The following is a 22,918-nucleotide window of genomic DNA, read 5'->3' on the forward strand; positions in this document are numbered from 1 at the left end:
AGTCTAGCGGAGATTCCTCCGTGTCGCCCGCACGGCTCGGAGCTCACCCTTGGCATGCTGGAGGGCGTGCCTGTGACAGTCGCCGGCACTCGACCAGAGGGGGGACGCCATGCGCGTCAACAAATGGGGGGTCGGCGTGATTCTCGCCGCCGCCGTGCTGCTCACCGGATGCTCGGCGGGCGGGTCCGACAAGCCGGCCGAATCGAAGCCCAGCAGCGGCGCTTCGCAGGAGGCCGAGGCGCAGGCCGCGGACTGCCCTGAGCTCAAGGACGGCGCCACCGTCGACGGCACGGCACTGAGCACCTGCATCTCCGACGCCATGTCCGACACGGCGGGCTACGCAGCGAAGACCAACGTCATGGGCATCGAGTCGACGGCCAAGTTCAACCCGTCCGAGAAGGCCCTCGAGTCGACCTCTCCGGCCGGTTCGCTGATCGCCATCGGCGACGACGTCTGGGTGAAGTCGGCGACGAGCGAGTGGCAGCCCGCCGATCCGAAGTCGAGCGACCCGGTCATCGCCGCGCTGAGCGCCGCCGCCTCCGACATCTCGTCGCTCGACCCGACGACGGCAGCCGAGGCCATGACCGGCGAATTCACGGTGACCGGCACCGGCGAGCGCCTGGGTGAAGAGGTCTACCTCGTCTCCGGCACGATCGAGCAGCAGGGCACCGCGGTCGACGTCGTCTTCGAGGTCACCGCGGACTACGTCAACCTCGCGATGACCAGCACCGCCTCGGTCGAGGGCCAGTCCGTCGAGATCTCGATGGAGATCACCGAGTGGGACGTGAAGCAGGACATCGTCGCACCGCTCTGATCCAGAGCTGATGCTGCGGGCCGGGGCTGCTGCCTCGGCCCGCAGTGCGTTCGGGCCGGCGGTCGCGCGCAGCGGCTAACGGGTGACGCCGATCGGGTACGAGTACACGTCGGTCACTTCGACGCGGTGCGACGGGCCATGGTCCAGGAGCCGCTGGAGGATGAGGTCGCGTCGGTCGCGCGCCCACTCCGGGGCGACCTCCGCCCACCGCTCTGCATCGGGGAAGTACGTGGTGGGCGGCTGCACGCCCCATCCGCCGTCGAACAGCAGACCGCGAGATCCCTCCCAGTAGAAGACCTGCTCCTTCCAGCGGAACTCGATCTCGTACTCCGGCTCCACGGTCGCCCTCCTCGCGCTCAGTACATGACCGGCGGGATCTCGGCCCACACGGTGCGGTCGTCGACCGAGGGCGCGGCGGGGATGCGGCCGGCGCCGTCGGGCTCCGGGATCGCGGCCAGCAGCGCCTGCGTGTACGGGTGCTGCGGCGCGGCCCAGAGCTGATCCGTCGGGCCGGACTCGAGCACACGGCCGCCGAACATCACGAACGTGCGGTCGGCGATGCGGCGGACCACGGCGAGGTCATGCGAGATGAACAGCATCCCCGCTCCCGACTCCGCCACCAGGTCGCGCATGAGCCCCGCGACGCTCGTCTGCGTGGAGGCGTCGAGTGCCGAGATCGGCTCATCGGCGACGAGGAGCGATGGCCGGGCAGCCAGGGCCCTGGCGATCGCGATGCGCTGCTTCTGCCCACCCGAGAACTGGTGCGGGAAACGGGTGCTGACGGTCGTCGGCAGTCCGACGCGCTCCAGCCACTCGTCGACGGTCGAGCCCTCGGCGCCGCGCGCACGGGCGGTCGCGATGCCATCGGCGATCTGATCGCCCACGCGGCGGCGGGGGTTCAGCGAGGTCGCCGGATCCTGGAACACCATCTGGATGCCGGTCATCGCGGTCGGCCGACGACGGATGCCGAGCGGCGCCACGGGCTCATCGCGGAAGAGCACCGTTCCGCCGGCGATCTTCTCGATGCCGACGACGGCGCGGGCGAGGCTGGACTTGCCACTGCCCGACTCCCCGACGAGCGCGACCGTCTCACCGGCGGCGACGCTGATGGACACGCCGTTCACGGCGATCACGGGCGGGTTGCCGGGGTAGCGCACGACCACGTCCTGCGCGTCGAGGACTCGGACCTCACTCATCTGCGGCCTGCCCTTCCGGTGCCTCATCGATGCGCGAACCCGGCAGGGCCGCGAGCAGCATCCGCGTGTAGTCGTGCTGCGGGTCGAGGAACAGCGTCTCGCGATCGGCGAGCTCGACCACGCGTCCGTCCTTCATGACGGCCACCCTGTCGGCGATCGCGCTCATCACACCCAGGTCGTGCGTGACGAGGAGCACGGCGAGGTTCCGCTCCACCGCGAGGTCGCGCAGCAGTTTCAGGATGCCGGCCTGCACCGTGACGTCGAGCGCCGTGGTCGGCTCATCGGCCAGCAGCACCTCGGGGTCGCACGCGAGGGCGCACGCGATCGCGATGCGCTGCCGCTGCCCGCCCGAGAACTGGTGCGGATAGCGCTTCAGCGCCTCGGCGGGGTTCGGGACCTGCACGGTCTCGAGCAGTTCGATCGCCCGCTCGCGAGCAGCGGCGCCCTTGAGCCCGAGGTGCACGCGCATGTGGTCGGTGAGCTGGCGGCCGACCGGCAGCTGCGGGTGCAGCGACGCCGAGGGATCCTGGAACACCATCGCGATGCGCTTGCCGCGCACGCGGTTGAGGGAGCGGCGCTTCAGGCCGACAAGCTCTTCGCCGCCGAGCAGGATCGATCCGCCGGTCTTCGCCTGGCGGGGCAGCAGCCCCAGCACGGCGAGCGAGGTCAGCGTCTTCCCCGATCCGGATTCGCCGGCGAGACCGTGGATGCGACCCGCCTCGAGTTCGAGCGAGACGCCCTTCACGAGCGGGCGACCGATGTCGATGGTCAGATCGCGGATGCTGAGCACGGAGGATCCCTGCACGGAGGTCATGCCGCCACCCCCGTCGCCGAGGCCTTGTGTTCCGCGGCCTTCTCGTGCGTGATCTCGGCCGTCGGGTCGAGCACGTCGCGCATCGCGTCGCCGAGGAAGTTGAACGCCAGCACCACGGTCAGGATCGCGAGACCCGGGAAGACCCCGAGCCACCAGGCGTCGAAGTTCTGCATCGCACCCGAGATCATCGAGCCCCACTCGGCGGTCGGCGGCTGTGCACCGAGACCGAGGAACGACAGGCCGGAGAGCAGCAGGATCGCCGCACCGATGTCGAGCGTCGCGAGCACCAGGACGGGGCCTGCGATGTTCGGGAGGATGTCGACGAACAGCGTGCGAGCGGGCGAGTGGCCGAGCAGTCGTCCGGCGATCACGTAGTTCTGCCCGCGCAGACCCAGCACGATGCTGCGAGTGACGCGCGAGTACTGCGGCCACGACACCACGATCGCCGCGATCACCGCGTTGAACAGCGACGGCCCGAGGGACGCCGCGACCACCATCGCGAGGATCACGGTCGGGAAGGCCATGAACAGGTCGGTGATGCGCATCAGGGTCTCGTCGACCCAACCGCCGAAGTACCCGGCGACGGCGCCGATGACCGTGCCGATGATCATGGCGGCGACCACGAGCATGAGCGCGAGCGGGAGGCTCACGGTCGCACCCGTCATCAGGCGGGAGAAGATGTCGCGGCCGTTGCCGTCGGTGCCGAGCAGCGTGTCGATGCCGGGCGCTTGCAGGCGGGGCAGCACCTGGGCGTTCGGCGGATACGGCACCCACCACTGCGCGGTGAAGGCCACGATCACCCAGGCGCCCGCGATGACGGTGCCGATGATGCCGAGCGGGGTGCGCCAGGCGCGGGGCCAGCGGAAGCGGAAGCGGCCGGCCGGCGTGGCTGCGGCGATGCGGCTCATGCGATCCTCACTCTCGGGTCGAGCACGCCGTAGAGGATGTCGACGATGAAGTTGATGAGGAGGTAGATCATGCCGACCACGAGACCGACGCCCATGATGCCGGGCAGGTCGAGGTTGGCGGCGGAGTTGTAGGCGTAGGTTCCGAGCCCTGGCCAGGCGAACACCGACTCGACGAGCACAGTTCCGGAGAGCAGTGCCCCGAAAGCGACGCCCACCACGGTGAGGATCGGCAGCGAGGCTCCGCGGAGCACGTAGTCGAGGATCACGCGCATGGCGGGGAGACCCTTGGCGCGGGCGGCGCGCACGTAGTCGCTGCCGAGCACCTCGAGCACCGAGGTGCGGATGAAGCGGGTGAGCAGGCCGATCGTCACGAGCGAGAGCACCATGACCGGCAGCGCGAGGTGCGCGAGGGCGTCGAAGAAGCCGACCGCGTCACCGTTCAGGAGGTAGTCGACCGTGTAGAGGCCGGTCACGCGCGGCGGCGGCGTGATCGAGGGCGAGATGCGCCCGGATCCCGGGGCGATGCGCAGCTCGAGGAAGAAGACGTAGAAGCTGACGAGCGCCAGCCAGAAGGTCGGCACGCTCAGCCCGACCAGGGTGACGACGCGGATGACCTGGTCGGTGACGAGGCCACGACGGTAGGCGGCGAGGGTGCCGAGCACGATGCTGACCGCGAGGCTGACGATGATCGCGCTGATCGCGATCTCGATGGTCGCGGGCACCGCGGTGGCGAGGTCGCTGGTGACCGGGCGTCCGGTCACCAGCGACGTGCCGAGGTCCCCGCGGAGCAGGTTCCCCATATAGATGAAGTACTGCACGAACAGTGGCTGATCGAGTCCGTTCGCCTTGATGAACGCCTCACGCGTCGCCGGGTTCTGCGAGGCGCCCTCACCGAGGGCGGCCGAGACCGGGTCTCCCGGCACCAGGTTGGTGAGCGCGAACGTCACGATCGTCACGCCCACCAGCAGGAGCAGGGAGGTGCCCGCCCGCCTCAGCAGGTATCCGACCAGAGGCGATCGGCGCCGCTGCGCCTGCCTCTGCACCGCCACTGTCGTCATGGGATGTCCGTTCAGCCGGCGGGCGTGATCTCGGCGATGTCCATCTCCCAGACGGAGTTGTACACCGCACCGCTCACGCTGTCGGCCGACGAGATGTTGCGACCCGGGACGATCAGCGGCACGAACGGGCCCTCGGCCTGCATCGCCTCGGCGAACTCGGTGAACGCGGCCGTGCGCTGCTCGGGGTCGGTCGCTGCCGCGGCACCGGCGGCGATTCCGGCGATCTCGGGGTTGGCCTCGGCGGCCCAGCCGGAGCGGAGTCCGACCTTGAGGCCGGGACCGAACGGGAGGAAGTTCGCGGAGTCGGCGTAGTCCGGGCCCCAGAACCACAGGCCGAAGCCCTCGGTGCCGTTGACGTAGGCGTCGAGCTCGGTCGCGAAGGGCGCGGGGGCGAGTTCGACCGCGATGCCGGCATCCTCCAGCTGTGCCTGCACGCGCTCGGCGAGCGGGGTGAACTCCACGCCGCCGACCGGGTAGTCGTTCGGGAACTGCAGCTTCAGGGTCTGACCCGTGTAGCCGGCCTCTTCGAGCGCAGCCTTGGACTTGTCCAGATCCTGCTCGACGCCGGTCTCGAGAGCACCCTCGAATCCGGGCGGGATGACGCCCGTCGCCTGCACGGAGCCGGCACCGGCGAGCTCGAGCAGCGCGTCGTAGTCGAGCGCGTAGCGGATCGCCTCGGCGATCTTGACGTTCGCCAGCTCACCCGCGACGGCCTCGGACTGGTTCAGCAGCAGGAAGATCGTCTGCCCGGAGGGGACCGAGTCGACCGTGACGTTGTCGCCGAGACCCGCGACCTGGTCTCCGTTGAGGTCCATCGCGACCATCGAGTCGCCACCCTTGAGGTTGGCGAGCTGGGTGGCGCTCTCCGAGACGTTGCGGACGACGACGCGCTTGTAGTCGGACTCCTCGTCGCCGTTGTACTCGTCGTTCTTCGTCAGCACGACCTGCGAGCTGAGGTCGAGCGTGTCGAGCACGAACGGGCCGGATCCGGCGGACTCGCCGTCGAGGAACTTCTGCGCCGAGTCGGTGCCGTCGGTCGTGCCGCCGTTCTCGATCACGACGTCGGAGTTGACGATGCCGAGCGCGGGGTTCGCGAGGATCGCCGGCAGCTGCAGCAGCGGGGTCTCCGACGTGAACCGGATCGTCTTGTCGTCGACCTCGGTGATGGTGAGGCCGCCGAGCAGGAAGTTCGGCTTGGCGTCGGCCATGCCCTGGATGCGCTGCAGCGAGAAGACGACGTCCTTCGCCTCGATCGGCGAACCGTCGGAGAAGACGCGGTCGCCCTCGAGCGTGAAGGTGAACTCAGTCGCCTCGTCGTTCTGCTCCCACGAGGCGAGTCCGGGAACTGGGGTCGAGACGTCGGAGCCTTCGAAGTCGACGAGCGTCTCGTACAGCGCCTTCGCGATCATGTTGCCGGTCGGGTCGTAGGTGTGACCCGGGTCGGTCGTCTCGATCGAGAATGCGGTGTCGATGACGAGCGAGTCGGAGGCGGAGGAGTCGCCGCCGTTTCCGGCCGAGTTCCCTCCCGAGCATCCGGCGAGCGCGAAGATCGCGACCGCTCCGAGCGCGATGACCGGCGTGATACGGCGTGACGACATGAGGACCTCCAGGGGCGAGGAGTACATTCGGGTGAGTCGCCACCGATGTGGACGACCGGGGATCAGATTCGCATCATATGCGACGATGTGTCCAGCGAGTGTGGGTGGTCTCGACACGCTCTGTCCAGAACGTCGGTCGTGAGGAGCAATATGTCCAGCAAGGATGCGGATCAGTCGAAGCATTCTGGACGAAGTGCCGCCCCATTGGACGAGACGGCATACAGAATCCTCGATGTGCTGCGTGATAACGGTCGCGTCTCGATCGCCGCCCTCGCCGACAAGGTCGGCATCTCCCGTGCGAGCGCGTACACGCGGGTCGAGTCGCTGGTGCACGACGGGGTCATCACGGGCTTCAGCGCCCGGGTCGATCAGGCCAAGGCCGGGCTCTCGATCGGCGCGCTCGTGTTCGTCACGGTGATGCCGCAGGCCTGGGCGTCGTTCCGCGAACGCGTGCTCGAGATGCCCGACGTCGAGTGGTGTGCGATCACCACCGGCGAGCACGACGCGATGCTGCTCATCCGCGCGGTCGACGTGAGCGGCGTGCACGAGTTCTCCACCGGGGTGATCGCGCAGCTGCCGGAGGTGCGCACCGTGGTCAGCGTCGTCGTCCTCGACGAGGTCATCCGGCGGCCGTATCTGCTACCCGCCGATCTGCCCGAGCGCAGCACCGAGATCCCGCTCGGGATGACGCGCTGGACGCCGGCCACCGCCGGCCGCGACGCACTGCCGCCGCGCTGAGACTCGCGTCCCGCTCTCCCGCTCGCTCCCCGCTCGCTCCCCGCTGAGGGGTCAGCGAACGCCGCATCTCCACGCCGCGATACGGCGTGTCTTGACCCCTCAGCGCAGGGGACTGACGCTCAGCGCACGGGGTGCGGGGTCAGGCGGCCGCGATCTCCTCGCACACGCTGAGCTGCGGAAGTCCGTGCATCTCGTAGTGCTCGACCAGGCGGATGCCGCCATCGTCGGTGAGTTCGAGCTCGCTCTCGCCGTCGCCGGTCACGACCGTGCCGTCGGCCTTGAGCACGTGCACGAACGACACCCAGATCGTGTCACCGGTGCGGGTGCCGACGAACTTGCCGAAGGTGACCGTGTCGCCCTCGTATCCACCCCAGATCGCGCCGTCACGCTCGAAGTACTCGAAGATGCTCGGAGATTCGGGGTCGACCGCGGAGGTCGTGGACGACACCATCCGGAAGCGGCGGCCGTCGAGGGAGGGGAGGGTTGCTGTCGCAGTCACATCCTCGATTATGCGGGATGCGGTCATCCGGCGGTCGCCCCGCGCCCGCGCCATTCGTCTTCGAGCCGCGCGTAGACCAGCAGCGTCGCCCACTCCCCCTTGAACCACTCGCTCTCGACGAACCGCGCCTCGCGCCGGAAGCCGAGTCGTTCGACGACGCGTGCCGATGCGGTGTTGCGCTCGTCGATCCGCGCGGCGATCCGGTGCAGCCCGAGCCCCTCGAAGCCGATAACAAGGAGGGCATGCACGGCCTCGGTGGCGTAGCCGCGTCCGGCGACGCGGGGGTCGAAGATGTAGCCCACCTCGCCCGCACGGTCCTCCTCGCTGCGCCAGAACAGCACGACGTCGCCGACGAGCGTGCCTGTTGCGCGCTCTTCGACGGCGAGACTCACCGCGTCACCCTCGTTGTCGAAGCGCGTGTTCGACCACGTCGTGGCGATGCGCCGCTCGATGTCCGTCTGCTCCAGCGGGCCATAGGGCACGTAGCGGACGGAATCCGGGTCGGACTTGTACGCGTGCATCGCGGCGGCGTCGCCGGAAGCGATCGGACGCAGGATCAGGCGTTCGGTACGGATCGGATATTCCGGGGCGAAAGCACCAGGGGAAGGCTCGGCTGTCGGGGACACGGCTCTCACCCTACGGGCGCGCGACCCGCTCAGTGGGCGACCGCCCCGGTAGCGTGGTCGCATGGAGTGGATGTCTGATCCCTCGGCGGGGGCCTGGGTACGCGAGCGACTCGATACGAGCCTCGACACGATGCACTCGGTGGTCCCCCGGGGCTTCCCCGCCTATGCGCGCATCCTGCACCCGGCGATCGTCCGGTCGCTGCCCGACCGCGCGGTGCCGACGTCGGAGGAGTGGGATCGGCTGCCCGAGGCGGAGCAGCATGCGCTTCTCGGACAGTTCGTCGACGAGCCCGCCACCTGGGCTCAGACGGCTGCCGCCTTCGATACGATCCTGCACCCGCTCGCACAGTGGCATCGGATCGTGCGGACACCGACGGATGACGACTGGCGGACGCGGATCGCTCCGGACGGACGGGAATTCTCCGCCCCGCTGGAGGGCGAGCTCGCCCCAGAGCACCTGGCCGCGATCGCGACTCACCTCGTCGGCCACACCCAGACCCCGGATGCCGGCTTCGTCGCGCTCTGGGAGGGCCGCGGCGACCTGTTCGGCTTCTACGGCATCACCCCGTCCGGCGGTTCCCTGACCTTCACGGACGACCCGAACCACCAGGCGATGCTCGATCGAAGCACGCACGATCCGTTCAACAACGTCTTCCGCAAGCCCACCTGGCAGGAGGGCATCCTCTCGCGCGAGATCTCCGAGGGCCCGCGCCTCCGCCTCCCGATGCGCGACCACGTGCTGTTCTCGGCGCCGCCGAGCGCCTTCGCCGACCCGGAGTGGGACCGGAAGGTGCCGTGGCGCGACCGCGTCGCCGAGGAGCGCGGGTTTCCGCGGCCACCCCAGAGCCCGAGCCTGCTGTGGCCGGAGGATCATGCCTGGGTGCTGGTGAGCGAGGTCGACTTCGACTCGACGATCGTGGCCGGCTCCCCCGCGCTGGTCGACGCGATCTGCGCGGACGAGCGGCTCGAGGCCTTCGCGATCCCGGAGGGCGCCGACCTCACCTGGGATGCGGACACGGTGAACCGGTGACTTCACCCCAGACGAGGTTCGACGCGCGGCCGCTCATCGACCCGGTCGACGCGGCCGCCGTGCGGGCCTTCGCCGCGGAGCTGCGTTCGCGGCCGTCGTCGCGCATGTCGGCATCCACCGTCATCGGCATCGTCGCCGTCGCGATCGCCGCCGTGGTGTTGATCCCGATCATGGTGACGGTGATCGTGAGCATCGCATCCCTCGGCGGTAGCCCCTCGGCCATGGCGATCCCGCTGGTGCTGATCGTCCTGCTGCTGGCGGCGGTCGGCGTGATGATCTGGATGGGCGTGCGCAACGCGCAGACCACGCGGTATCGGCTGCACCGCTTCGCGCAGGCGAACGGCATGTCGTACGAGCCGAAGGTGGCCGACCCTCCCCTGCCCGGCATGATCTTCAGTCTGGGCCGTTCGCGGCAGTCGACCGACCTGATCCGGGGCACGACGCCGCGCTTCGTGGAGTTCGGCAATTACCAGTACACGGTGCAGTCGGGGAAGAACTCGACCACCTACCGCTGGGGATACGTGGCCGTGAAGCTCGACGTGCCGCTGCCGAACATCGTGCTCGACGCCAAGGGCAACAACGGCTTCGGCTCGAACCTCCCCGCCTCGTTCCACAAGGAGCAACGGCTGTCGCTCGAGGGCGACTTCGATCAGCACTTCACGCTTTACTGCCCGTCCGGGTACGAACGCGATGCGCTCTACCTGTTCACGCCCGACATCATGGCGCGGTTCATCGACAACGCGGCACAACTCGATGTCGAGATCGTCGACGACTGGCTGTTCCTGTACACGCAGCGCAAGGTGTCGACGCTCGATCCCGCGACCTGGGCGTGGCTGTTCGGCACGGTCGGCGCGCTGTTGACGAAGTTCGATCAGTGGGCGCGGTGGCGCGACGAGCGCCTGATCGCCGAGAACCCGGAGGCACCGGCATCCAGCACGGTGACGAACCAGGCGCTGCCGTTCGCTCCGCCGGCAGGCCTGCTCACGCCGCCGCCGGGAGTCGCACCACAGGGGCGACGACTGAAGCGCGGGGGAACGTGGGTGCCGCTGATCGTCGTGATCGCGTTCGTCGCGTTCTGGTTCCTGAGCCGCATGAACTGAGGCGCAGCGACTGAGGCGGAGTCCGAGTGTGGGGGTGGGTGTCGGCTGGGGACCGAACTCCCACCCCATCCCCCCTCGGGATCGAAAGAAGATCGACTCTCCCTCCGCATGGCGGCTGAGCCGCCCCGCCCGCGTTCAGCTGGGGACTGACACTGCTGGGCGTATAAGGGAATGGTATACCGGATGGGGTTGCAACGCGTTGCATCCATGCATCGGAATGCGCTTTCTCCCGGCGGAGTCAGCCCCGGGATCCCCCGCGCACGCCGGCCCAGCGGCCGGTGAGTTCGTCGAGGCAGCCGTCGAGCGCTCGCCACGCATCGGCGTCGCGCATGGCCGCTCCGATCCGCTCGGCGTTCCCCCGATACGAGGGGTCGGACCGGACGCGGTCCACCGCGCGCGCGACCTGCGCCGGCGTCGCGGTGCTGGTGCGCAGATTCACCCCGGCCCCCGACCACCCCACTCGCGCGCAGACCTCGACCTTGTCCTCGGTCTGCCCGGCGACCACGAGCGGGACGCCGTGCGCGAGCGCCTGCTGCACGCCGCCGTAACCGCCGTTCGTGACCAGCACATCGACCAGGGGCAGCAACCGGTCGTACGGGAGGTACTCGGCGACGCGCACGTTGTCGGGCAGCCTGCCGGCGAGCGCCTCGACCGGGCGGCCACCCGTCGACACCACGACCAGGGCATCGGATGCGGCGAGCGCGGCGATGGTCGGCTGCACGAGCTGACCGAAGTCGGAGTTGGCGATGGTCCCCTGGGTGACGTGCACGATCGGTCGCGAACCGTCGAGGTCGGACCACCACTCCGGCAGGACGGGGTCGGACGGCGACGGAGGCAGCGGGCCCGCGAAGTGCACGGTGGCGGGAAGGTCGGCGCGCGGATACTCGAACTCGGGCACCGTGAACTGCACGTAAACGTCGGCGCGGCCGGCCCAGTCGAGCACGAAGCCGCCGAGGTCGCGGCCGACCTCGCGCCGCGCCATCGCGTCGGCCTCCTTCTGCACGCCACCGAAGATCGCACGCTCGGCGACCGTGCGCAGGGCGGCGTTGCGCAGTCGACCGAGCGGGCCGGGCATCGGGGTGACCCCGAGCCCGAACGGCGCCGTGTCCGCGCTGCGCGCCCCGAGCGGGAAGATGCCGAGCACCACGACGGGCGGTCTCTCGTCTGCGGGCAGCAGCTGCAGGAGCGCGCCGCCGACGAAGAGCGGCTCGGTGAGGACGGCATCGACGGGACGGGCGTCGAGTTCGGCGCGAACCGCGGCGAGCTGCGCCGCACCGGGGCGGACGAACAGGTTGGTCATGTCGAAGCGCAGGGCGGCCGGCCCGGTCAGCCCACGACGCTCGGGGAAGGCGCCGTCGGCATCGTCAAGGTCGACATCGGCGTCGTCGGGCAGCGGGAGGAAGCGGGCGCCGGCGGCCTGCACGCGTTCGGCATAGCGACTGCTCGTGAGGAAGCTCACGTCGTGGCCGCGGGCGAGGAGGTGGCGAGCGATCTGCAGCAACGGCACGACGTGGCCGTGCGCGGGTGTGCAGGTGATGAGGTAACTGGACATGGCGGGTTCTTTCCCTAAGATCGAATGTACCGTCGTAGTATTCATCACCCCGTTAGGAAAGTCAATGGTTGAGGCCGCTCCCCGTGCCTATCGATCGGAACTGCGCGCCCGCCAGGCGCAGGAGACCCGCTCACGCATCGTCGCCGCATCCGCACGCCTGTTCGCGACGCAGGGATACCAGGCCACCACCATCGCCGCGATCGGACGCGAGGCGGGAGTGTCCGCCGAGACCGTGAAGACGACTGCCGCGAAGGCCGAGCTGCTGATCGCCGCCTTCGAGGTCACGTTCTCGGGCTCGGAGGGCGCGGACTCGCTCACCGACACCGAGGTCGCGGCAGGACTCCTCGAGCTGCCCGACGAGGTCTTCCTCGACCTGGTGCTGACCCAGATCACCACCGCGAACGCGCGAGGTCACGGGCTGTGGACGGTGCTGTTGGGCGCCGCGCTGTCCGACCCCGTCGTCGACGCCGCCCTGCACCGCATCCTCGAGCGTCGCGGCGCCGACTACCGCGCGCTCGTCTCGGAACTGCGGCGGCGCGGCATCGCCGCCCCCGGCATCGACGAGGCGGCGACGGCCGACGCCCTGTCGTTCCTGCTCTCGCCCGAGAGCTACCAGCAGCTCGTCGCGCAATCCGGGTGGACGGCCGACCGTTACGCCGCGTGGCTGCGCGCGGCGGTCGATGCCGAGATCACAGGCTGAGCGACGACCTGCAGCTCAGCGGGCTGACCAGCCGCCGTCCATCGTGTAACCGGCTCCGGTGACCATCCCCGCGGTGTCGCCGGCGAGCCACAGCGCGAGAGACGCCACCTCTTCCGGTTCGACCAGCCGCTTGATGGCCGCCTCGGTGAGCATCACGTTCTCGAGCACCTCGCTCTCGGGGATGCCGTGGAGCCGCGCCTGATCGGCGATCTGCTTCTCGACGAGTGGTGTGCGCACATAGCCGGGGTCGATGCAGTTGCTCGTCACTCCCCGCGATCCGCCCTCCAGCGCTGTCACTTTGGACAGCCCCTCGAGCCCGTGCTTCGCCGCGACGTAGGCCGACTTGTAGGCGGAGGCGCGCAGCCCGTGCACGCTCGACACGTTGATCACACGCCCGAAACCGCGTTCGTACATCGCGGGCAACGCGGCCCGGATCAGCAGGAACGGCGCCTCGAGCATGAGTCGCAGGATGAACGAGAACCGCTCCGCGTCGAAGTCCTCGATCGGGCTCACATGCTGGACGCCCGCGTTGTTGACGAGGATGTCGACGTCGAGGCGCATCTCGGACAGCGCCCCGACGTCGGCCAGGTCGACATGCCACGCCGTTCCGTCGATCTCCGCGGCGAGCGCTTCCGCCGCCTCGCGATCGATGTCGGCGACCGTGACGTGGGCGCCCGCCGTCGCGAATTCACGGGCACAGGCCGCGCCGATCCCGCTCGCTCCCCCGGTGACCAGCGCCCGGCGTCCTCGTAGATCCGTCATGTCGTGCTCCTCTGGTCGTTCAAGCAGTCGCGAAGCGCGCGGCATCCGCGTCGTCGATCGCCTGCAGCGAGACGCCCTTGGTCTCGCGCAGCGAAAGCACGGCGACCGCGGTCACCACGCAAGCGATGACGATGTAGATGGCGATGGGCAGCCACGAGCCGAAGTCGCGCAGCCACTGGATCGCAAGGATCGGCGCGAGCGAGCCGGCGAGGATCGCCGTGACCTGTGAGCCCAGCGAGACACCGGAGTACCGCATCCGCGTGGGGAAGAGCTCGGCCATCACGGCCGGCTGCGGCGCGTACATGAAAGCGTGGAAGCAGAGCCCGATCGTCACGGCGAGCACGATCAGCACCGGGTTGAGGGTGTCGAACATCGGGAAGGCGAAGAAGGCCCACGTGGCGCTGAGCACAGCCCCGGTCAGGTAGACCGGCTTGCGCCCCCAGCGGTCGGCGAGACGACCCAGCTGCGGGATGATCGCGAAGTGCACGACGTGCGCGATGAGCAGCGCGAGCAGCAGCTGGCTGGTGTCGTACTCGTGCACGGTCTTGAGGTACACGATCGTGAAGCTCACCACGATGTAGTAGACGATGTTCTCGGCGAAGCGGATGCCCATCGCCTGCACGATGCCCTTCGGATACCGGCGCAGCACCTCGACGACCCCGTAGGAGATGGCCTTCTCGGCCTCCACCTGCGCCTTGGCCTCGAGGAAGATCGGCGCCTCCTCGACGTTGCGGCGGATGTAGTAGCCGACCAGGACGATCACGGCCGAGAGCCAGAAGGCGATGCGCCAACCCCATTCGAGGAAGGCTGCCGAACTCATGGCCCACGAGCTCACCAGCAGCACGAGCGTCGCGAGCAGGTTGCCCACGGGAACGGCGGCCTGCGGCCAGCTCGACCAGAACGAGCGCGAGCGGTCCGGGCTCTGCTCGGCGACCAGCAGCACGGCACCGCCCCACTCGCCGCCGACCGCGAAGCCCTGGATGAACCGCAGGGCCACGAGCAGCGCCGGTGCCCAGTAGCCGATGCTCTGGAACCCGGGAAGGCAACCCATCAGGAACGTCGCGGCGCCGACGATGATGATCGTGGCCTGCAGCGTGGGCTTGCGGCCGAACCGGTCCCCGATCTGTCCGAAGACGATGCCACCGAGCGGCCGGGCGACGAATCCGACCGCGTAGGTCACGAAGGCCGCGATGATGCCGTCGAGCGGCGAACCGGTCGGCGGGAAGAAGTAGGTGCCGAACACCAGGCTCGCGGCCGTGGCGTAGAGGAAGAACTCGTACCACTCGACGACCGTGCCGGCCATGGAGGCGGCGACGACGCGCTTGAGCTTCGACGTCGAGGTGGGCGCGAGGGGGGCTGCGCTGGTTGAGGATGCCATGTCTCTCCTTCGGGTGTCGACGGTGACACCACGGTCCAGTGTTGGGCATCGCCCGCATCGCATCAACGCCCAGTGCTGCACAGGGGATGTGCATAATTGCAGAATGGATGCGACGAAGCGCCCTCGCGCCGACGACCTGCTGGTGCTGCTCGCCGTCGCCCGCACCGGCCGCTACACCAGCGCCGCCACCCACCTGGGGCTCGACCACACGACGGTCGCCCGGCGGATCGCGGCCCTCGAGGCGGCGCTGGGTGGCCGCCTGCTCGCACAGTCCGCCACAGGATGGGAGCTCACCGACCGCGGACGCGCCGCCGCGGAGAGCGCCGGACGCATCGAAGCCGCGCTCTCCCAGCTCGACGGCGGTGGCGCGGACGCGCCCGACCCGATCGCCGGCGTCGTGCGCATGTCGGCGACCGACGGTTTCAGCGCCTACATCGCCGCGCCCGCCATCGCCGCGCTGCGCATCGAGCACCCCCGGCTCACGGTCGAGATCGTGGCCGCGACCCGGCGCGCGGCCGAGCATCGGGCAGGCCTCGACCTCGAGGTCGTGGTGGGAGCGCCGCAGACCCACCGCGCCCACGCGGTCAAGCTCGGCACCTACACGCTCGGCATGTACGCGTCGCGCGACTACCTCGCCCGAGCGGGTCGGCCCCAGACGCGGGAGGAGCTGGAGCAGCACCGCCTGGTGTACTTCGTCGACTCCATGCTGCAGGTCGACGCGCTCGACCTCCCCCGCCGCCTCGTGCCCCGCATGCAGGACGGGCTGACCTCCACCAACGTGTTCGTACACGTCGAGGCCACACGCGCCGGGGCCGGGATCGGGCTGCTGCCATGCTTCGCCGCCGACCGGCACGGCGACCTCGTGCGGCTACTGCCGTCGGTTTTCGCCGAGAAGCTGCCCTACTACCTGGTCGCCCGCCCGGAGTCGCTCCGGCTTCCCGCCGTCGCCGCCCTCGCCGAGGCCCTGCGCGCGCAGACGCGAGCGTCAAAGGTGATGCTGGACGGCGCCGGCGACTGAGCGCCGGAACTCGTTACCCCGAGTGACGAACCCGGCCCCGCCGCGTTCTCCATGCAGGAGAATCGAAAGTGATGTCCGAACGCGAAGAGCACACACAGTGGCAGGCCGAGCGCCGCGCCTCCGTCACGTCTGCCACCGGCAACCTCGCCCTGGTCGAGACCCGCTGGACGGGCGATGCCCCCGACCTGGATGCCGCGCAGCGCGCCGCGTCCCGCACCGAAACCGTGACGCCGATCCAGCGCACGGACATCGAGACCGGCCAGGCGGAGCACGGTCTGCGGGTCTGGGATGCCGACGCCCCCGCCATCCGCGCCTTCGATCGCATCGACACGTACGAATACGACCCGGCGTGGGTGCTCGAGGGCCACTTCACTCCCGTCTCCGGCGACCGCCGGGTCTCGTTCGAGCACATCCGAGACAACGGCGGCACCCGCGACCTCGTCGTTCCCGGCGACATCCGCCTCGAGCTCGACGGCCGCGAGTACGACCTCGCCGCGTTCGACGACGGAGGCACACTGCTGCTCGTCTTCGGCGACGAGACGAACGGCTCGGAGACCTACGGGTCCGGCCGCTTCCTGTTCGTCCAGCTGCGCGATGACGAGGGCTCCGTCACCCTCGACTTCAACCGCGCGTTCGTGCCGCCCTGCGGGTTCAGCGCCCAGTACAACTGCCCGCTGCCGCCAGCATCCAACCGCTTCCCCCTGCCTATCCGAGCAGGCGAGAAGAACGTCGTCTTCCGCGACGGCTTCGACATCTACGCGGCCTGAGCCGCGCACTCTCACCCTGGAGTACTCATGAGAAGAACTCGTATCCTCGGCGCGCTCGGCGCCGTCGCCACGCTCGCCCTCGTGGCCGGCTGCGCGTCGGGCACGACCGACGACGCCCCGAGCGAAGACGCCACCATCTTCATCGGTTCGCTGTACGAGCCCACCAACCTGAGCAACACCCAGGGCGGCGGCCAGGGTGTGACCGAGGCGCTGACCGGAAACGTCTACGAGGGCCTGTACCGGTTGACGGACGACGGCGAGGTCGAGCCCCTCCTCGCCGAAGACGCCCAGGTGTCCGAAGACGGCCTGACCTACACGATCACTCTGCGCGACGACGTGACCTTCCACTCGGGCGACCCGCTCACCTCCGCCGACGTGAAGTCGAGCGTCGAGGCCGTCACCGCCGAGGACTCGGTCTCCGCGCGCAAGTCGAGCTTCGGAGTGATCTCCGACATCGCCACGCCGGACGACACCACGGTCGTGTTCACGCTGTCGCAGCGGTCGATCTCGTTCCTCTACAACCTCAGCTACGTGTGGATCGTCAACGACGAGGCCGGCGACATCACCAGCACTGAAGACGGCACCGGCCCGTACACGCTCGACGAGTGGAAGAAGGGCTCGACCCTCACCCTCGAGCGCTGGGACGACTACTGGGGCGAGCCCGCCAAGAACGGCGAGGTCGTCTACACGTACTTCACCGACGCGACGGCGGAGAACAACGCCCTCCTCACGGGGGAGATCGACGTGATCACGAGCGTGCAGAGCCCCGACTCCCTCTCGCAGTTCGACTCCGACGACTACGTCGTGAGCGAGGGCACCTCGACCACGAAGGAGCTGCTCGCGTTCAACGACCGCGTCGCCCCCTTCGACAACGCGCTCGTGCGCAAGGCGATCTACTCGGCGGTCGACACCCAGAAGCTCCTCGAGTCCATCTGGGGCGACTACGGCACGCTCATCGGCTCGATGGTTCCGCCGACCGACCCCTGGTACGAGGACCTCACGAAGGTGAACCCGTACGACGTCGAGCTGTCGAAGGACCTGCTCGCGCAGGCCGGCTACGCCGACGGGTTCACGTTCACGCTCGACACCCCGAGCTACGACCCGCACCCCGCCGTCGCGGAGTTCCTGCAGTCGCAGCTCGCCGAGGTCGGCATCACGGTCGAGATCAACACGATCAGCGCCGACGAGTGGTACACGAAGGTCTTCAAGGAGCAGGACTTCGAGGCCACCCTCCAGGAGCACGTGAACGACCGTGACGTGGTCTGGTACGGCAACCCCGACTTCTACTGGGGCTACGACGACGCCGACGTGCAGAAGTGGGTCGCCGACGCCGAACAGGCCACCACGACCGACGAGCAGACCGCCCTGCTGAAGCAGGTCAACGAGAAGATCGCCGAGGACGCGGCGAGCGTATGGTTGTACCTCTACCCGCAGATCGTGGTCGCCTCGAGCGACCTCAGCGGATACCCGGTCAACGGCCTGAACTCCCAGTTCTTCGCCTACGACATCGTCAAGTCCTGACGCGCGAGGGGGATGCCGCGCGTCGGCATCCCCCTCGTCATCCTGAACAGTCATGCTCGCTTACCTGATCCGCCGTCTCGCCTTCCTCGTGGTGTCGCTCGTCGTCGCGATGATCGCGATCTTCGTGCTGCTGCGGCTGCTGCCCGGCGACCCGGCGAACGCCCTGCTCTCGGTGAATGCGACCCCCGAGCAGATCGCCGCCGCCCGCGCGCAGGTCGGCTCCGACCAGCCGCTGCTGCAGCAGTTCACGACCTGGGCGGGGCAGCTGCTCCGCTTCGACCTCGGCGAGTCGTTCCTGAGCTCGCGCCCGGTCGGACCCGACATCGCCGACCGCCTCGCCGTGACGCTTCCGCTCACGCTCATCGCGTTCACGATCGCCCTCCTGGTCTCCCTCGTGATCGGCATCACCGCCGCCGTGAAGTCCGACCGCTGGTACGGCATAGCCCTCTCCGGCTTCGCGCAGCTCGGCGTCGCCGTCCCGGTGTTCTGGGTCGGCGTCGTGCTCGTCTGGGTGTTCGCGCTCGGGCTCGGCGCACTGCCCTCCGGGGGCTTCCCGCGTGACGACTGGGAGGACCCCGCCGACGCGCTGCGATCGCTCGCCCTGCCGATCATCACGATCGTGATCGTCATGAGCGCCTCCCTCAGCCGTTACGTGCGCTCCGCCACGCTCGACGTGCTCGGCAGCGACTATCTGCGCACCGCTCGCGCCGGAGGCTCCGGCGTGGGTGAGGCGCTGCTGCGTCATGGTGTGCGCAACGGCGCGGTGCCGGTCGTCGCGGTCCTCGGCATCGAGCTGTCGACGACCCTGCTCGGCGCGGTCGTCGTCGAGAGCGTGTTCACCCTCCCCGGTCTCGGCAGCCTGCTGCTGTCGGCGATCGAGCAGCACGACTTCCAGGTCATCCAGGGCGTTCTCGTCGTCAGCACCCTCTTCGTGCTGCTCGTCGGATTCGCCGCCGATATCGTGCAGCGACTGATCGATCCGCGCCTGCGCACGAGCGTCTCGGGGAACCGATGAGCCGCGTCGCCGAACAGCTGATCACCGGATCCGTGCCCGCGCGGAGGCGCCCGAAGGCGACGCTGCTCATCGGGATCGTGCTCACCGGCGTCATCGTGCTGATCGCTCTGGTCTCCCTGTTCTGGCTCCCGTATCCGCTCGCCGACACCAGCGGCAGCCGCCTGGAGGGCCCGAGCGCCCTGCACCTGCTCGGCACCGATCGACTCGGCCGCGACCTGCTCTCGCAGCTGATGTGGGGCGCGCGGATCGCCCTCATCGTCGGAACCTGCTCAGTCGCGATCGCCGCCGTCCTCGGCACGATCGTCGGACTCCTCGCTGCGTTCGCGCGGCCCTGGGTCGATGACACGCTCTCAGCCGGACTCGACGTCGTGATCGCGTTCCCCGTGCTGTTGCTCGCGATGCTCGTGGTCGCCGTCCAGGGGGCCTCGCTGTGGTCGGCGGTGCTCGCGATCGGGCTGGCGATGTCGGCGGTGGTCGCGCGGCTCACCCGCATCCTCGCGCGTCGCGTGCTGCAGGAGCAGTTCGTCACGGCCGCCCGCACCAGCGGCACCGGCGTGCTCGGCATCGTGTTCCAGCATGTGCTGCCGAACATCGCGCCGACGCTCGCCGTGAGCCTCGCGCTGCAGTTCGGCGCCGCCGTGCTCGCCGAGGCGAGCCTGTCGTACCTGGGCCTCGGCGCACCGCCGCCCAACGCGTCGTGGGGACGGATGCTGCAGGAGGCGCAGGGCACCGTGCTCACGGCCCCCGTCGGCGCCATCGCTCCCGGTGTCGCGATCATCGCGCTCGTGCTCGGCGTGAACTTCCTCGCCGACGGACTGCGCGACCTCGCCGACCCGACCCGCAGGAGGAGCCGATGAGCCTTCTCGACGTCGCCGGCCTCACGGTGCGCTCGGCATCCGGTGTGCTGGTGCGAGACGTGTCGTTCTCGCTGGAGCCCGGCGAGCGCCTGGGCCTGATCGGCGAGTCCGGCTCCGGCAAGTCGCTCACCTCGCTCGCGGTCACCGGGCTGCTGCCGGACGCCCTCGTCGCGTCGGGCTCGGTGCTGCTCAGCGGGCATCAGGTCGTCGGCGCTCGGGATGCCGATCTTCGGCCGTTGCGCGGACCCGTCGCGCAGATCGTGTTCCAGGAGCCGCTGACCGCGCTCGACCCGCTGATGCGGGTGGGCCGGCAGGTCGCCGAGCCGCTGCGCCGGCATCGCGGCCTGCGGGGTGCCGAACTGCGCGCGGCTGTCGCGGGGGCGCTCGAGGAGGTCGCCCTCACCGATCCCCGCATCGCCCGCGCCTACCCGCACGAGCTGTCGGGTGGTCAGCGTCAGCGGGTGGCGATCGCGATCGCCCTCGCCGCCGAACCGCAGCTGCTCATCGCCGACGAGCCGACCACGGCGCTCGACGTGACGGTGCAGGACGGTGTGCTCGCGCTGCTGGAGCGGCTGATCGCCGAACGGGGCATGGCTCTGCTGTTCATCAGCCACGACCTGGCCGTGGTCTCGCGCATGGTCGATCGCATCGTGGTGCTGCGCGACGGAAGTGTCGTCGAGGCCGGGCCGGTGGCACAGGTGCTGAGGGAGCCCGCCGAGCCGTACACACGGATGCTGGTCGACAGCGCCCGTGCTCTCGACGAGTACCTCGACGCCGAGGAGGACATGCGATGACGATCCTCGAACTGCGGGGCGCCGGCTTCGCGTATGGCTCCCACCGGGTGCTGGACGATGTGTCGCTGAGCCTCTCCGACGGCGACTCGCTCGGTCTCGTGGGCGAGTCGGGTGCGGGCAAGTCGACGATCCTGCGGCTGATGCTCGGGCTCGCCGCACCGCGTCATGGCCAGGTGCTGTTCGACGGCGCATCCCTGACGCTGCGCGACCGCGCCCAGATGCGGCGGTTCCGGGCGAGCGTGCAGCCCGTCTTCCAGGACCCCTACTCGTCACTCGACCCCCGGCAGCGCATCGACCGGATCATCGGCGAACCGCTCCGCTCACTGGGACTGGCATCCGGTGCCGACGCCCAGCGCCGCATCGCGGAAGCCCTCGATTCGGTCGGCCTTCCCGCCGACACCGCGCGCCGGTACCCGCATGAGTTCTCCGGCGGACAGCGTCAGCGCATCGCGATCGCGCGGGCCGTGGTGTCGCGCCCCCGAGTGCTCCTGGCCGATGAGCCGGTCAGCGCTCTCGATGTCACGACGCGGGTGCAGGTGCTCGAGCTGCTCGACCGACTGCGCCGCGAGAACGGCCTGTCGCTCGTGATGGTGTCGCACGACCTGACCGCGATCGCCGCAGCATGCGACCGCACGGTCGTGCTGCAGAACGGCCGCGTCGTCGAACAGGGCGCGACGGCGGATGTGCTGCACGATCCCCAGGACTCGTACACCCGGGCGCTCGTCGACGCGGTTCCACGACTGCCGCGCTGATCGTCGCCCGGCTCAGGCGAAGGCAGGGTGGAGCCGCGGGTCCGCGGCTACCTGCATCAGGAATCGTATTCCGATGTTTCGTCCACTACCTCTCGCTCGACGATTCATCTCCGGGCGTGCCGGGAATACGGTGTCGGAGTGGCCGGGCCGATCTCTCACATGTTCTACGCAGACGACTCCGGAAACCTCGAGGAGGGATGGATCGTCTACGGCTGGGTCGAGCTCGCGGTCGAGGACTGGGATGCGGTGCTCACTCACTGGCTCACGTTTCGGAAGCGGCTTGTCGCAGACTACGGAATTCCGACCGCACAGGAATTGCACATGACGGCGCTCGTCAACGGACGCGGCCACGTCTCGACGGCGCCGCCCTCTCGTTTCGTCAGGGGAGGGGAAACTCTCTGGAAGCCTCTCGGACGCGAAGTGGCGGTGCGCTGTCTCGAAGCCGTACGGGAGTGCCCGCACATCGAGATCGGAGTGTGCTTCAGAAGGTCCTCTCTCCGGAACAAGAAGATCAACCGCGACCGTGAAGCGGTCTACTCGTCGCTCGTCGCTCTCTGGGATTCCCAACTACGCAGGTCCCGCGAATACGGGATAGTCGGAATGGATGGGGATGGCTCCGATCCCATCTACTACAGCGCGCACCGGGCGCTGAGCCTTTCCACACGTCGGATCATCGAGGATCCGATGTTCCACAGCTCGCGGCGATCTCAATGGACTCAGATCGCGGACATCGTGGCCTGGTCGGGGTTCACCCATCTGAACCCTCATGCGGGCAACGAGTTTGCGTGGACCTGGTACGACCACTACCTCAGGGACTTGAATCCGCTCGGGGATCCGATCGAACTGGCCTGACAAACAGCAAGACCCGCTTATCCACGAGAGTGGGGCGGGCCTGCATCTACATTCTACGCAGCCTGAGCGTCGCTCGTCGGCTCAGCCAGCTTGCATTCCGGAACACGTGGCCTCAAGCTTCAGGCCATACGTCCCTCAGGCCCCCGAGGATGCCACCCTGAAGTACGCCAGCTCCGCATCGTTCAGCATCCGGGAGCGGATCAGGAACCGCATCCCGGTCGGTCCCTCGACCGAGAAGCCGGCGCCCCGCCCGGGCACGACGTCGATCGTGAGGTGCGTGTACTTCCAGTACTCGAACTGCGACTCCGACATGTAGACCTCGACGGGCGCTTCCAGCCCGACGTCGAGTCGCCCGAGCAGCACGTCGCCCGGGCCGGTGAGGTACATGCCGATCGGGAAGCACATGGGTGCGGACCCGTCGCAGCATCCACCCGACTGGTGGAACATGAGCGGACCGTGTTGCAGGGTGAGATCACGGACGAGGGATGCCGCGGCATCCGTCACGTCCACTCGCTGATACGTGCCGATGCTGACCATGATCCCGACCTTTCGTGCGGATGGTCCGGGCG

At 69.1% G+C, this 22,918-nt stretch carries 25 protein-coding genes; 13 read left to right on the top strand and 12 right to left on the bottom strand.

Going from position 1 to position 22,918, the window contains the following annotated elements; genetic code table 11:
* Positions 1-109 precede the first annotated feature (109 nt).
* The gene (locus DW298_RS10920) at positions 110-814 is read left to right on the top strand and encodes a hypothetical protein (RefSeq protein WP_136042505.1); all 705 of its coding nucleotides are present in this window, start codon (positions 110-112) and stop codon (positions 812-814) included.
* 75 nt (positions 815-889) lie between these two features.
* Here DW298_RS10920 and DW298_RS10925 read toward each other — a convergent pair whose 3' ends face one another.
* Genes DW298_RS10925 through DW298_RS10950 form a run of 6 tightly spaced genes read right to left on the bottom strand, consistent with a single transcriptional unit; the run spans position 890 to position 6,388 of the window.
* Positions 890-1,153 carry a hypothetical protein gene (locus DW298_RS10925; RefSeq protein ID WP_136042506.1) on the bottom strand — a complete coding sequence of 88 codons (264 nt, stop codon included), beginning with the start codon at positions 1,151-1,153 and terminating at the stop codon, positions 890-892.
* A 17-nt stretch (positions 1,154-1,170) separates the two neighbouring features.
* The gene (locus DW298_RS10930; protein ID WP_136042507.1) at positions 1,171-2,010 is read right to left on the bottom strand and encodes an ABC transporter ATP-binding protein; all 840 of its coding nucleotides are present in this window, start codon (positions 2,008-2,010) and stop codon (positions 1,171-1,173) included.
* Complete coding sequence (locus DW298_RS10935; RefSeq protein WP_136042508.1) at positions 2,003-2,824, bottom strand: ABC transporter ATP-binding protein; 822 nt, start codon at positions 2,822-2,824, stop codon at positions 2,003-2,005. The genes DW298_RS10930 and DW298_RS10935 overlap by 8 nt, the downstream gene beginning before the upstream one ends.
* Positions 2,821-3,732, bottom strand: coding sequence for an ABC transporter permease (locus DW298_RS10940; protein WP_136042509.1), 912 nt, complete (start codon positions 3,730-3,732; stop codon positions 2,821-2,823). Before DW298_RS10940 ends, DW298_RS10935 begins: the two co-directional genes overlap by 4 nt.
* Positions 3,729-4,790, bottom strand: a complete 1,062-nt coding sequence (locus DW298_RS10945; RefSeq protein WP_136042510.1) for an ABC transporter permease — start codon at positions 4,788-4,790, stop codon at positions 3,729-3,731. The genes DW298_RS10940 and DW298_RS10945 overlap by 4 nt, the downstream gene beginning before the upstream one ends.
* An 11-nt stretch (positions 4,791-4,801) precedes the next feature.
* Positions 4,802-6,388, bottom strand: a complete 1,587-nt coding sequence (locus tag DW298_RS10950) for an ABC transporter substrate-binding protein (protein ID WP_136042511.1) — start codon at positions 6,386-6,388, stop codon at positions 4,802-4,804.
* A gap of 150 nt (positions 6,389-6,538) precedes the next feature.
* Here DW298_RS10950 and DW298_RS10955 point away from each other — a divergent pair, with 150 nt between their 5' ends.
* Positions 6,539-7,126, top strand: a complete 588-nt coding sequence (locus tag DW298_RS10955) for an Lrp/AsnC family transcriptional regulator (protein WP_237682566.1) — start codon at positions 6,539-6,541, stop codon at positions 7,124-7,126.
* A 139-nt stretch (positions 7,127-7,265) separates the two neighbouring features.
* Here DW298_RS10955 and DW298_RS10960 read toward each other — a convergent pair whose 3' ends face one another.
* A complete protein-coding gene (locus DW298_RS10960; RefSeq protein ID WP_240745106.1) occupies positions 7,266-7,625 on the bottom strand; it encodes a hypothetical protein in 360 nt (119 codons plus the stop codon).
* A gap of 23 nt (positions 7,626-7,648) precedes the next feature.
* Positions 7,649-8,251, bottom strand: coding sequence for a GNAT family N-acetyltransferase (locus DW298_RS10965; RefSeq protein WP_240745107.1), 603 nt, complete (start codon positions 8,249-8,251; stop codon positions 7,649-7,651).
* A gap of 70 nt (positions 8,252-8,321) precedes the next feature.
* On the opposite strand from DW298_RS10965, the gene DW298_RS10970 reads away from it, so the two are divergent.
* The gene (locus DW298_RS10970) at positions 8,322-9,281 is read left to right on the top strand and encodes a hypothetical protein (protein ID WP_240745108.1); all 960 of its coding nucleotides are present in this window, start codon (positions 8,322-8,324) and stop codon (positions 9,279-9,281) included.
* Complete coding sequence (locus tag DW298_RS10975; RefSeq protein WP_136042514.1) at positions 9,278-10,381, top strand: hypothetical protein; 1,104 nt, start codon at positions 9,278-9,280, stop codon at positions 10,379-10,381. The genes DW298_RS10970 and DW298_RS10975 overlap by 4 nt, the downstream gene beginning before the upstream one ends.
* Positions 10,382-10,619: 238 nt before the next feature.
* Here the strand turns inward: DW298_RS10975 and DW298_RS10980 are convergent, their stop codons facing one another.
* A complete protein-coding gene (locus tag DW298_RS10980) occupies positions 10,620-11,933 on the bottom strand; it encodes a glycosyltransferase (protein WP_136042515.1) in 1,314 nt (437 codons plus the stop codon).
* Between the two features lie 64 nt (positions 11,934-11,997).
* On the opposite strand from DW298_RS10980, the gene DW298_RS10985 reads away from it, so the two are divergent.
* A complete protein-coding gene (locus DW298_RS10985) occupies positions 11,998-12,633 on the top strand; it encodes a TetR/AcrR family transcriptional regulator (protein WP_136042516.1) in 636 nt (211 codons plus the stop codon).
* 15 nt (positions 12,634-12,648) lie between these two features.
* Here DW298_RS10985 and DW298_RS10990 read toward each other — a convergent pair whose 3' ends face one another.
* Positions 12,649-13,395, bottom strand: coding sequence for a 3-hydroxybutyrate dehydrogenase (locus tag DW298_RS10990; protein WP_136042517.1), 747 nt, complete (start codon positions 13,393-13,395; stop codon positions 12,649-12,651).
* 19 nt (positions 13,396-13,414) lie between these two features.
* On the bottom strand, positions 13,415-14,773 hold the full coding sequence (locus DW298_RS10995; protein ID WP_136042518.1) for an MFS transporter: 1,359 nt from the start codon (positions 14,771-14,773) through the stop codon (positions 13,415-13,417).
* Between the two features lie 103 nt (positions 14,774-14,876).
* Between DW298_RS10995 and DW298_RS11000 the strand changes: the two genes are divergently transcribed.
* The 8 genes from DW298_RS11000 to DW298_RS11035 all read left to right on the top strand — a co-directional run bounded on the left by DW298_RS11000 (position 14,877) and on the right by DW298_RS11035 (position 22,349).
* The gene (locus DW298_RS11000; protein ID WP_136042519.1) at positions 14,877-15,791 is read left to right on the top strand and encodes a LysR family transcriptional regulator; all 915 of its coding nucleotides are present in this window, start codon (positions 14,877-14,879) and stop codon (positions 15,789-15,791) included.
* A gap of 71 nt (positions 15,792-15,862) precedes the next feature.
* A complete protein-coding gene (locus DW298_RS11005; protein WP_136042520.1) occupies positions 15,863-16,558 on the top strand; it encodes a DUF1684 domain-containing protein in 696 nt (231 codons plus the stop codon).
* Positions 16,559-16,585: 27 nt separating this feature from the next.
* Positions 16,586-18,079, top strand: coding sequence for an ABC transporter substrate-binding protein (locus tag DW298_RS11010; RefSeq protein ID WP_136042521.1), 1,494 nt, complete (start codon positions 16,586-16,588; stop codon positions 18,077-18,079).
* A 52-nt stretch (positions 18,080-18,131) separates the two neighbouring features.
* Positions 18,132-19,094 carry an ABC transporter permease gene (locus DW298_RS11015; protein ID WP_136042522.1) on the top strand — a complete coding sequence of 321 codons (963 nt, stop codon included), beginning with the start codon at positions 18,132-18,134 and terminating at the stop codon, positions 19,092-19,094.
* Positions 19,091-19,951 carry an ABC transporter permease gene (locus DW298_RS11020; protein WP_136042523.1) on the top strand — a complete coding sequence of 287 codons (861 nt, stop codon included), beginning with the start codon at positions 19,091-19,093 and terminating at the stop codon, positions 19,949-19,951. Before DW298_RS11015 ends, DW298_RS11020 begins: the two co-directional genes overlap by 4 nt.
* The gene (locus DW298_RS11025; RefSeq protein ID WP_136042524.1) at positions 19,948-20,745 is read left to right on the top strand and encodes an ABC transporter ATP-binding protein; all 798 of its coding nucleotides are present in this window, start codon (positions 19,948-19,950) and stop codon (positions 20,743-20,745) included. The genes DW298_RS11020 and DW298_RS11025 overlap by 4 nt, the downstream gene beginning before the upstream one ends.
* Positions 20,742-21,497 (top strand): ATP-binding cassette domain-containing protein, encoded by a 756-nt coding sequence (locus tag DW298_RS11030; RefSeq protein ID WP_136042525.1) that lies wholly within the window; start codon positions 20,742-20,744, stop codon positions 21,495-21,497. Before DW298_RS11025 ends, DW298_RS11030 begins: the two co-directional genes overlap by 4 nt.
* Positions 21,498-21,635: 138 nt before the next feature.
* On the top strand, positions 21,636-22,349 hold the full coding sequence (locus tag DW298_RS11035) for a DUF3800 domain-containing protein (RefSeq protein WP_136042526.1): 714 nt from the start codon (positions 21,636-21,638) through the stop codon (positions 22,347-22,349).
* Positions 22,350-22,484: 135 nt separating this feature from the next.
* Here the strand turns inward: DW298_RS11035 and DW298_RS11040 are convergent, their stop codons facing one another.
* The gene (locus DW298_RS11040) at positions 22,485-22,886 is read right to left on the bottom strand and encodes a DUF779 domain-containing protein (RefSeq protein ID WP_136042527.1); all 402 of its coding nucleotides are present in this window, start codon (positions 22,884-22,886) and stop codon (positions 22,485-22,487) included.
* Positions 22,887-22,918 lie beyond the last annotated feature (32 nt).

The sequence above is a fragment of the Microbacterium sp. A20 genome (assembly GCF_004794515.1).
Lineage (GTDB): Bacteria > Actinomycetota > Actinomycetes > Actinomycetales > Microbacteriaceae > Microbacterium.

Coding starts and splice junctions, on each gene's coding strand:
- DW298_RS10920 (WP_136042505.1), top strand. CDS start 110: ATGCGCGTCAACAAATGGGGGGTCGGCGTGATTCTCGCCGCCGCCGTG.
- DW298_RS10930 (WP_136042507.1), bottom strand. CDS start 2,010: ATGAGTGAGGTCCGAGTCCTCGACGCGCAGGACGTGGTCGTGCGCTAC.
- DW298_RS10935 (WP_136042508.1), bottom strand. CDS start 2,824: ATGACCTCCGTGCAGGGATCCTCCGTGCTCAGCATCCGCGATCTGACC.
- DW298_RS10940 (WP_136042509.1), bottom strand. CDS start 3,732: ATGAGCCGCATCGCCGCAGCCACGCCGGCCGGCCGCTTCCGCTTCCGC.
- DW298_RS10945 (WP_136042510.1), bottom strand. CDS start 4,790: ATGACGACAGTGGCGGTGCAGAGGCAGGCGCAGCGGCGCCGATCGCCT.
- DW298_RS10950 (WP_136042511.1), bottom strand. CDS start 6,388: ATGTCGTCACGCCGTATCACGCCGGTCATCGCGCTCGGAGCGGTCGCG.
- DW298_RS10955 (WP_237682566.1), top strand. CDS start 6,539: ATGTCCAGCAAGGATGCGGATCAGTCGAAGCATTCTGGACGAAGTGCC.
- DW298_RS10970 (WP_240745108.1), top strand. CDS start 8,322: ATGTCTGATCCCTCGGCGGGGGCCTGGGTACGCGAGCGACTCGATACG.
- DW298_RS10980 (WP_136042515.1), bottom strand. CDS start 11,933: ATGTCCAGTTACCTCATCACCTGCACACCCGCGCACGGCCACGTCGTG.
- DW298_RS10985 (WP_136042516.1), top strand. CDS start 11,998: ATGGTTGAGGCCGCTCCCCGTGCCTATCGATCGGAACTGCGCGCCCGC.
- DW298_RS10990 (WP_136042517.1), bottom strand. CDS start 13,395: ATGACGGATCTACGAGGACGCCGGGCGCTGGTCACCGGGGGAGCGAGC.
- DW298_RS10995 (WP_136042518.1), bottom strand. CDS start 14,773: ATGGCATCCTCAACCAGCGCAGCCCCCCTCGCGCCCACCTCGACGTCG.
- DW298_RS11000 (WP_136042519.1), top strand. CDS start 14,877: ATGGATGCGACGAAGCGCCCTCGCGCCGACGACCTGCTGGTGCTGCTC.
- DW298_RS11005 (WP_136042520.1), top strand. CDS start 15,863: ATGTCCGAACGCGAAGAGCACACACAGTGGCAGGCCGAGCGCCGCGCC.
- DW298_RS11010 (WP_136042521.1), top strand. CDS start 16,586: ATGAGAAGAACTCGTATCCTCGGCGCGCTCGGCGCCGTCGCCACGCTC.
- DW298_RS11015 (WP_136042522.1), top strand. CDS start 18,132: ATGCTCGCTTACCTGATCCGCCGTCTCGCCTTCCTCGTGGTGTCGCTC.
- DW298_RS11020 (WP_136042523.1), top strand. CDS start 19,091: ATGAGCCGCGTCGCCGAACAGCTGATCACCGGATCCGTGCCCGCGCGG.
- DW298_RS11025 (WP_136042524.1), top strand. CDS start 19,948: ATGAGCCTTCTCGACGTCGCCGGCCTCACGGTGCGCTCGGCATCCGGT.
- DW298_RS11030 (WP_136042525.1), top strand. CDS start 20,742: ATGACGATCCTCGAACTGCGGGGCGCCGGCTTCGCGTATGGCTCCCAC.
- DW298_RS11040 (WP_136042527.1), bottom strand. CDS start 22,886: ATGGTCAGCATCGGCACGTATCAGCGAGTGGACGTGACGGATGCCGCG.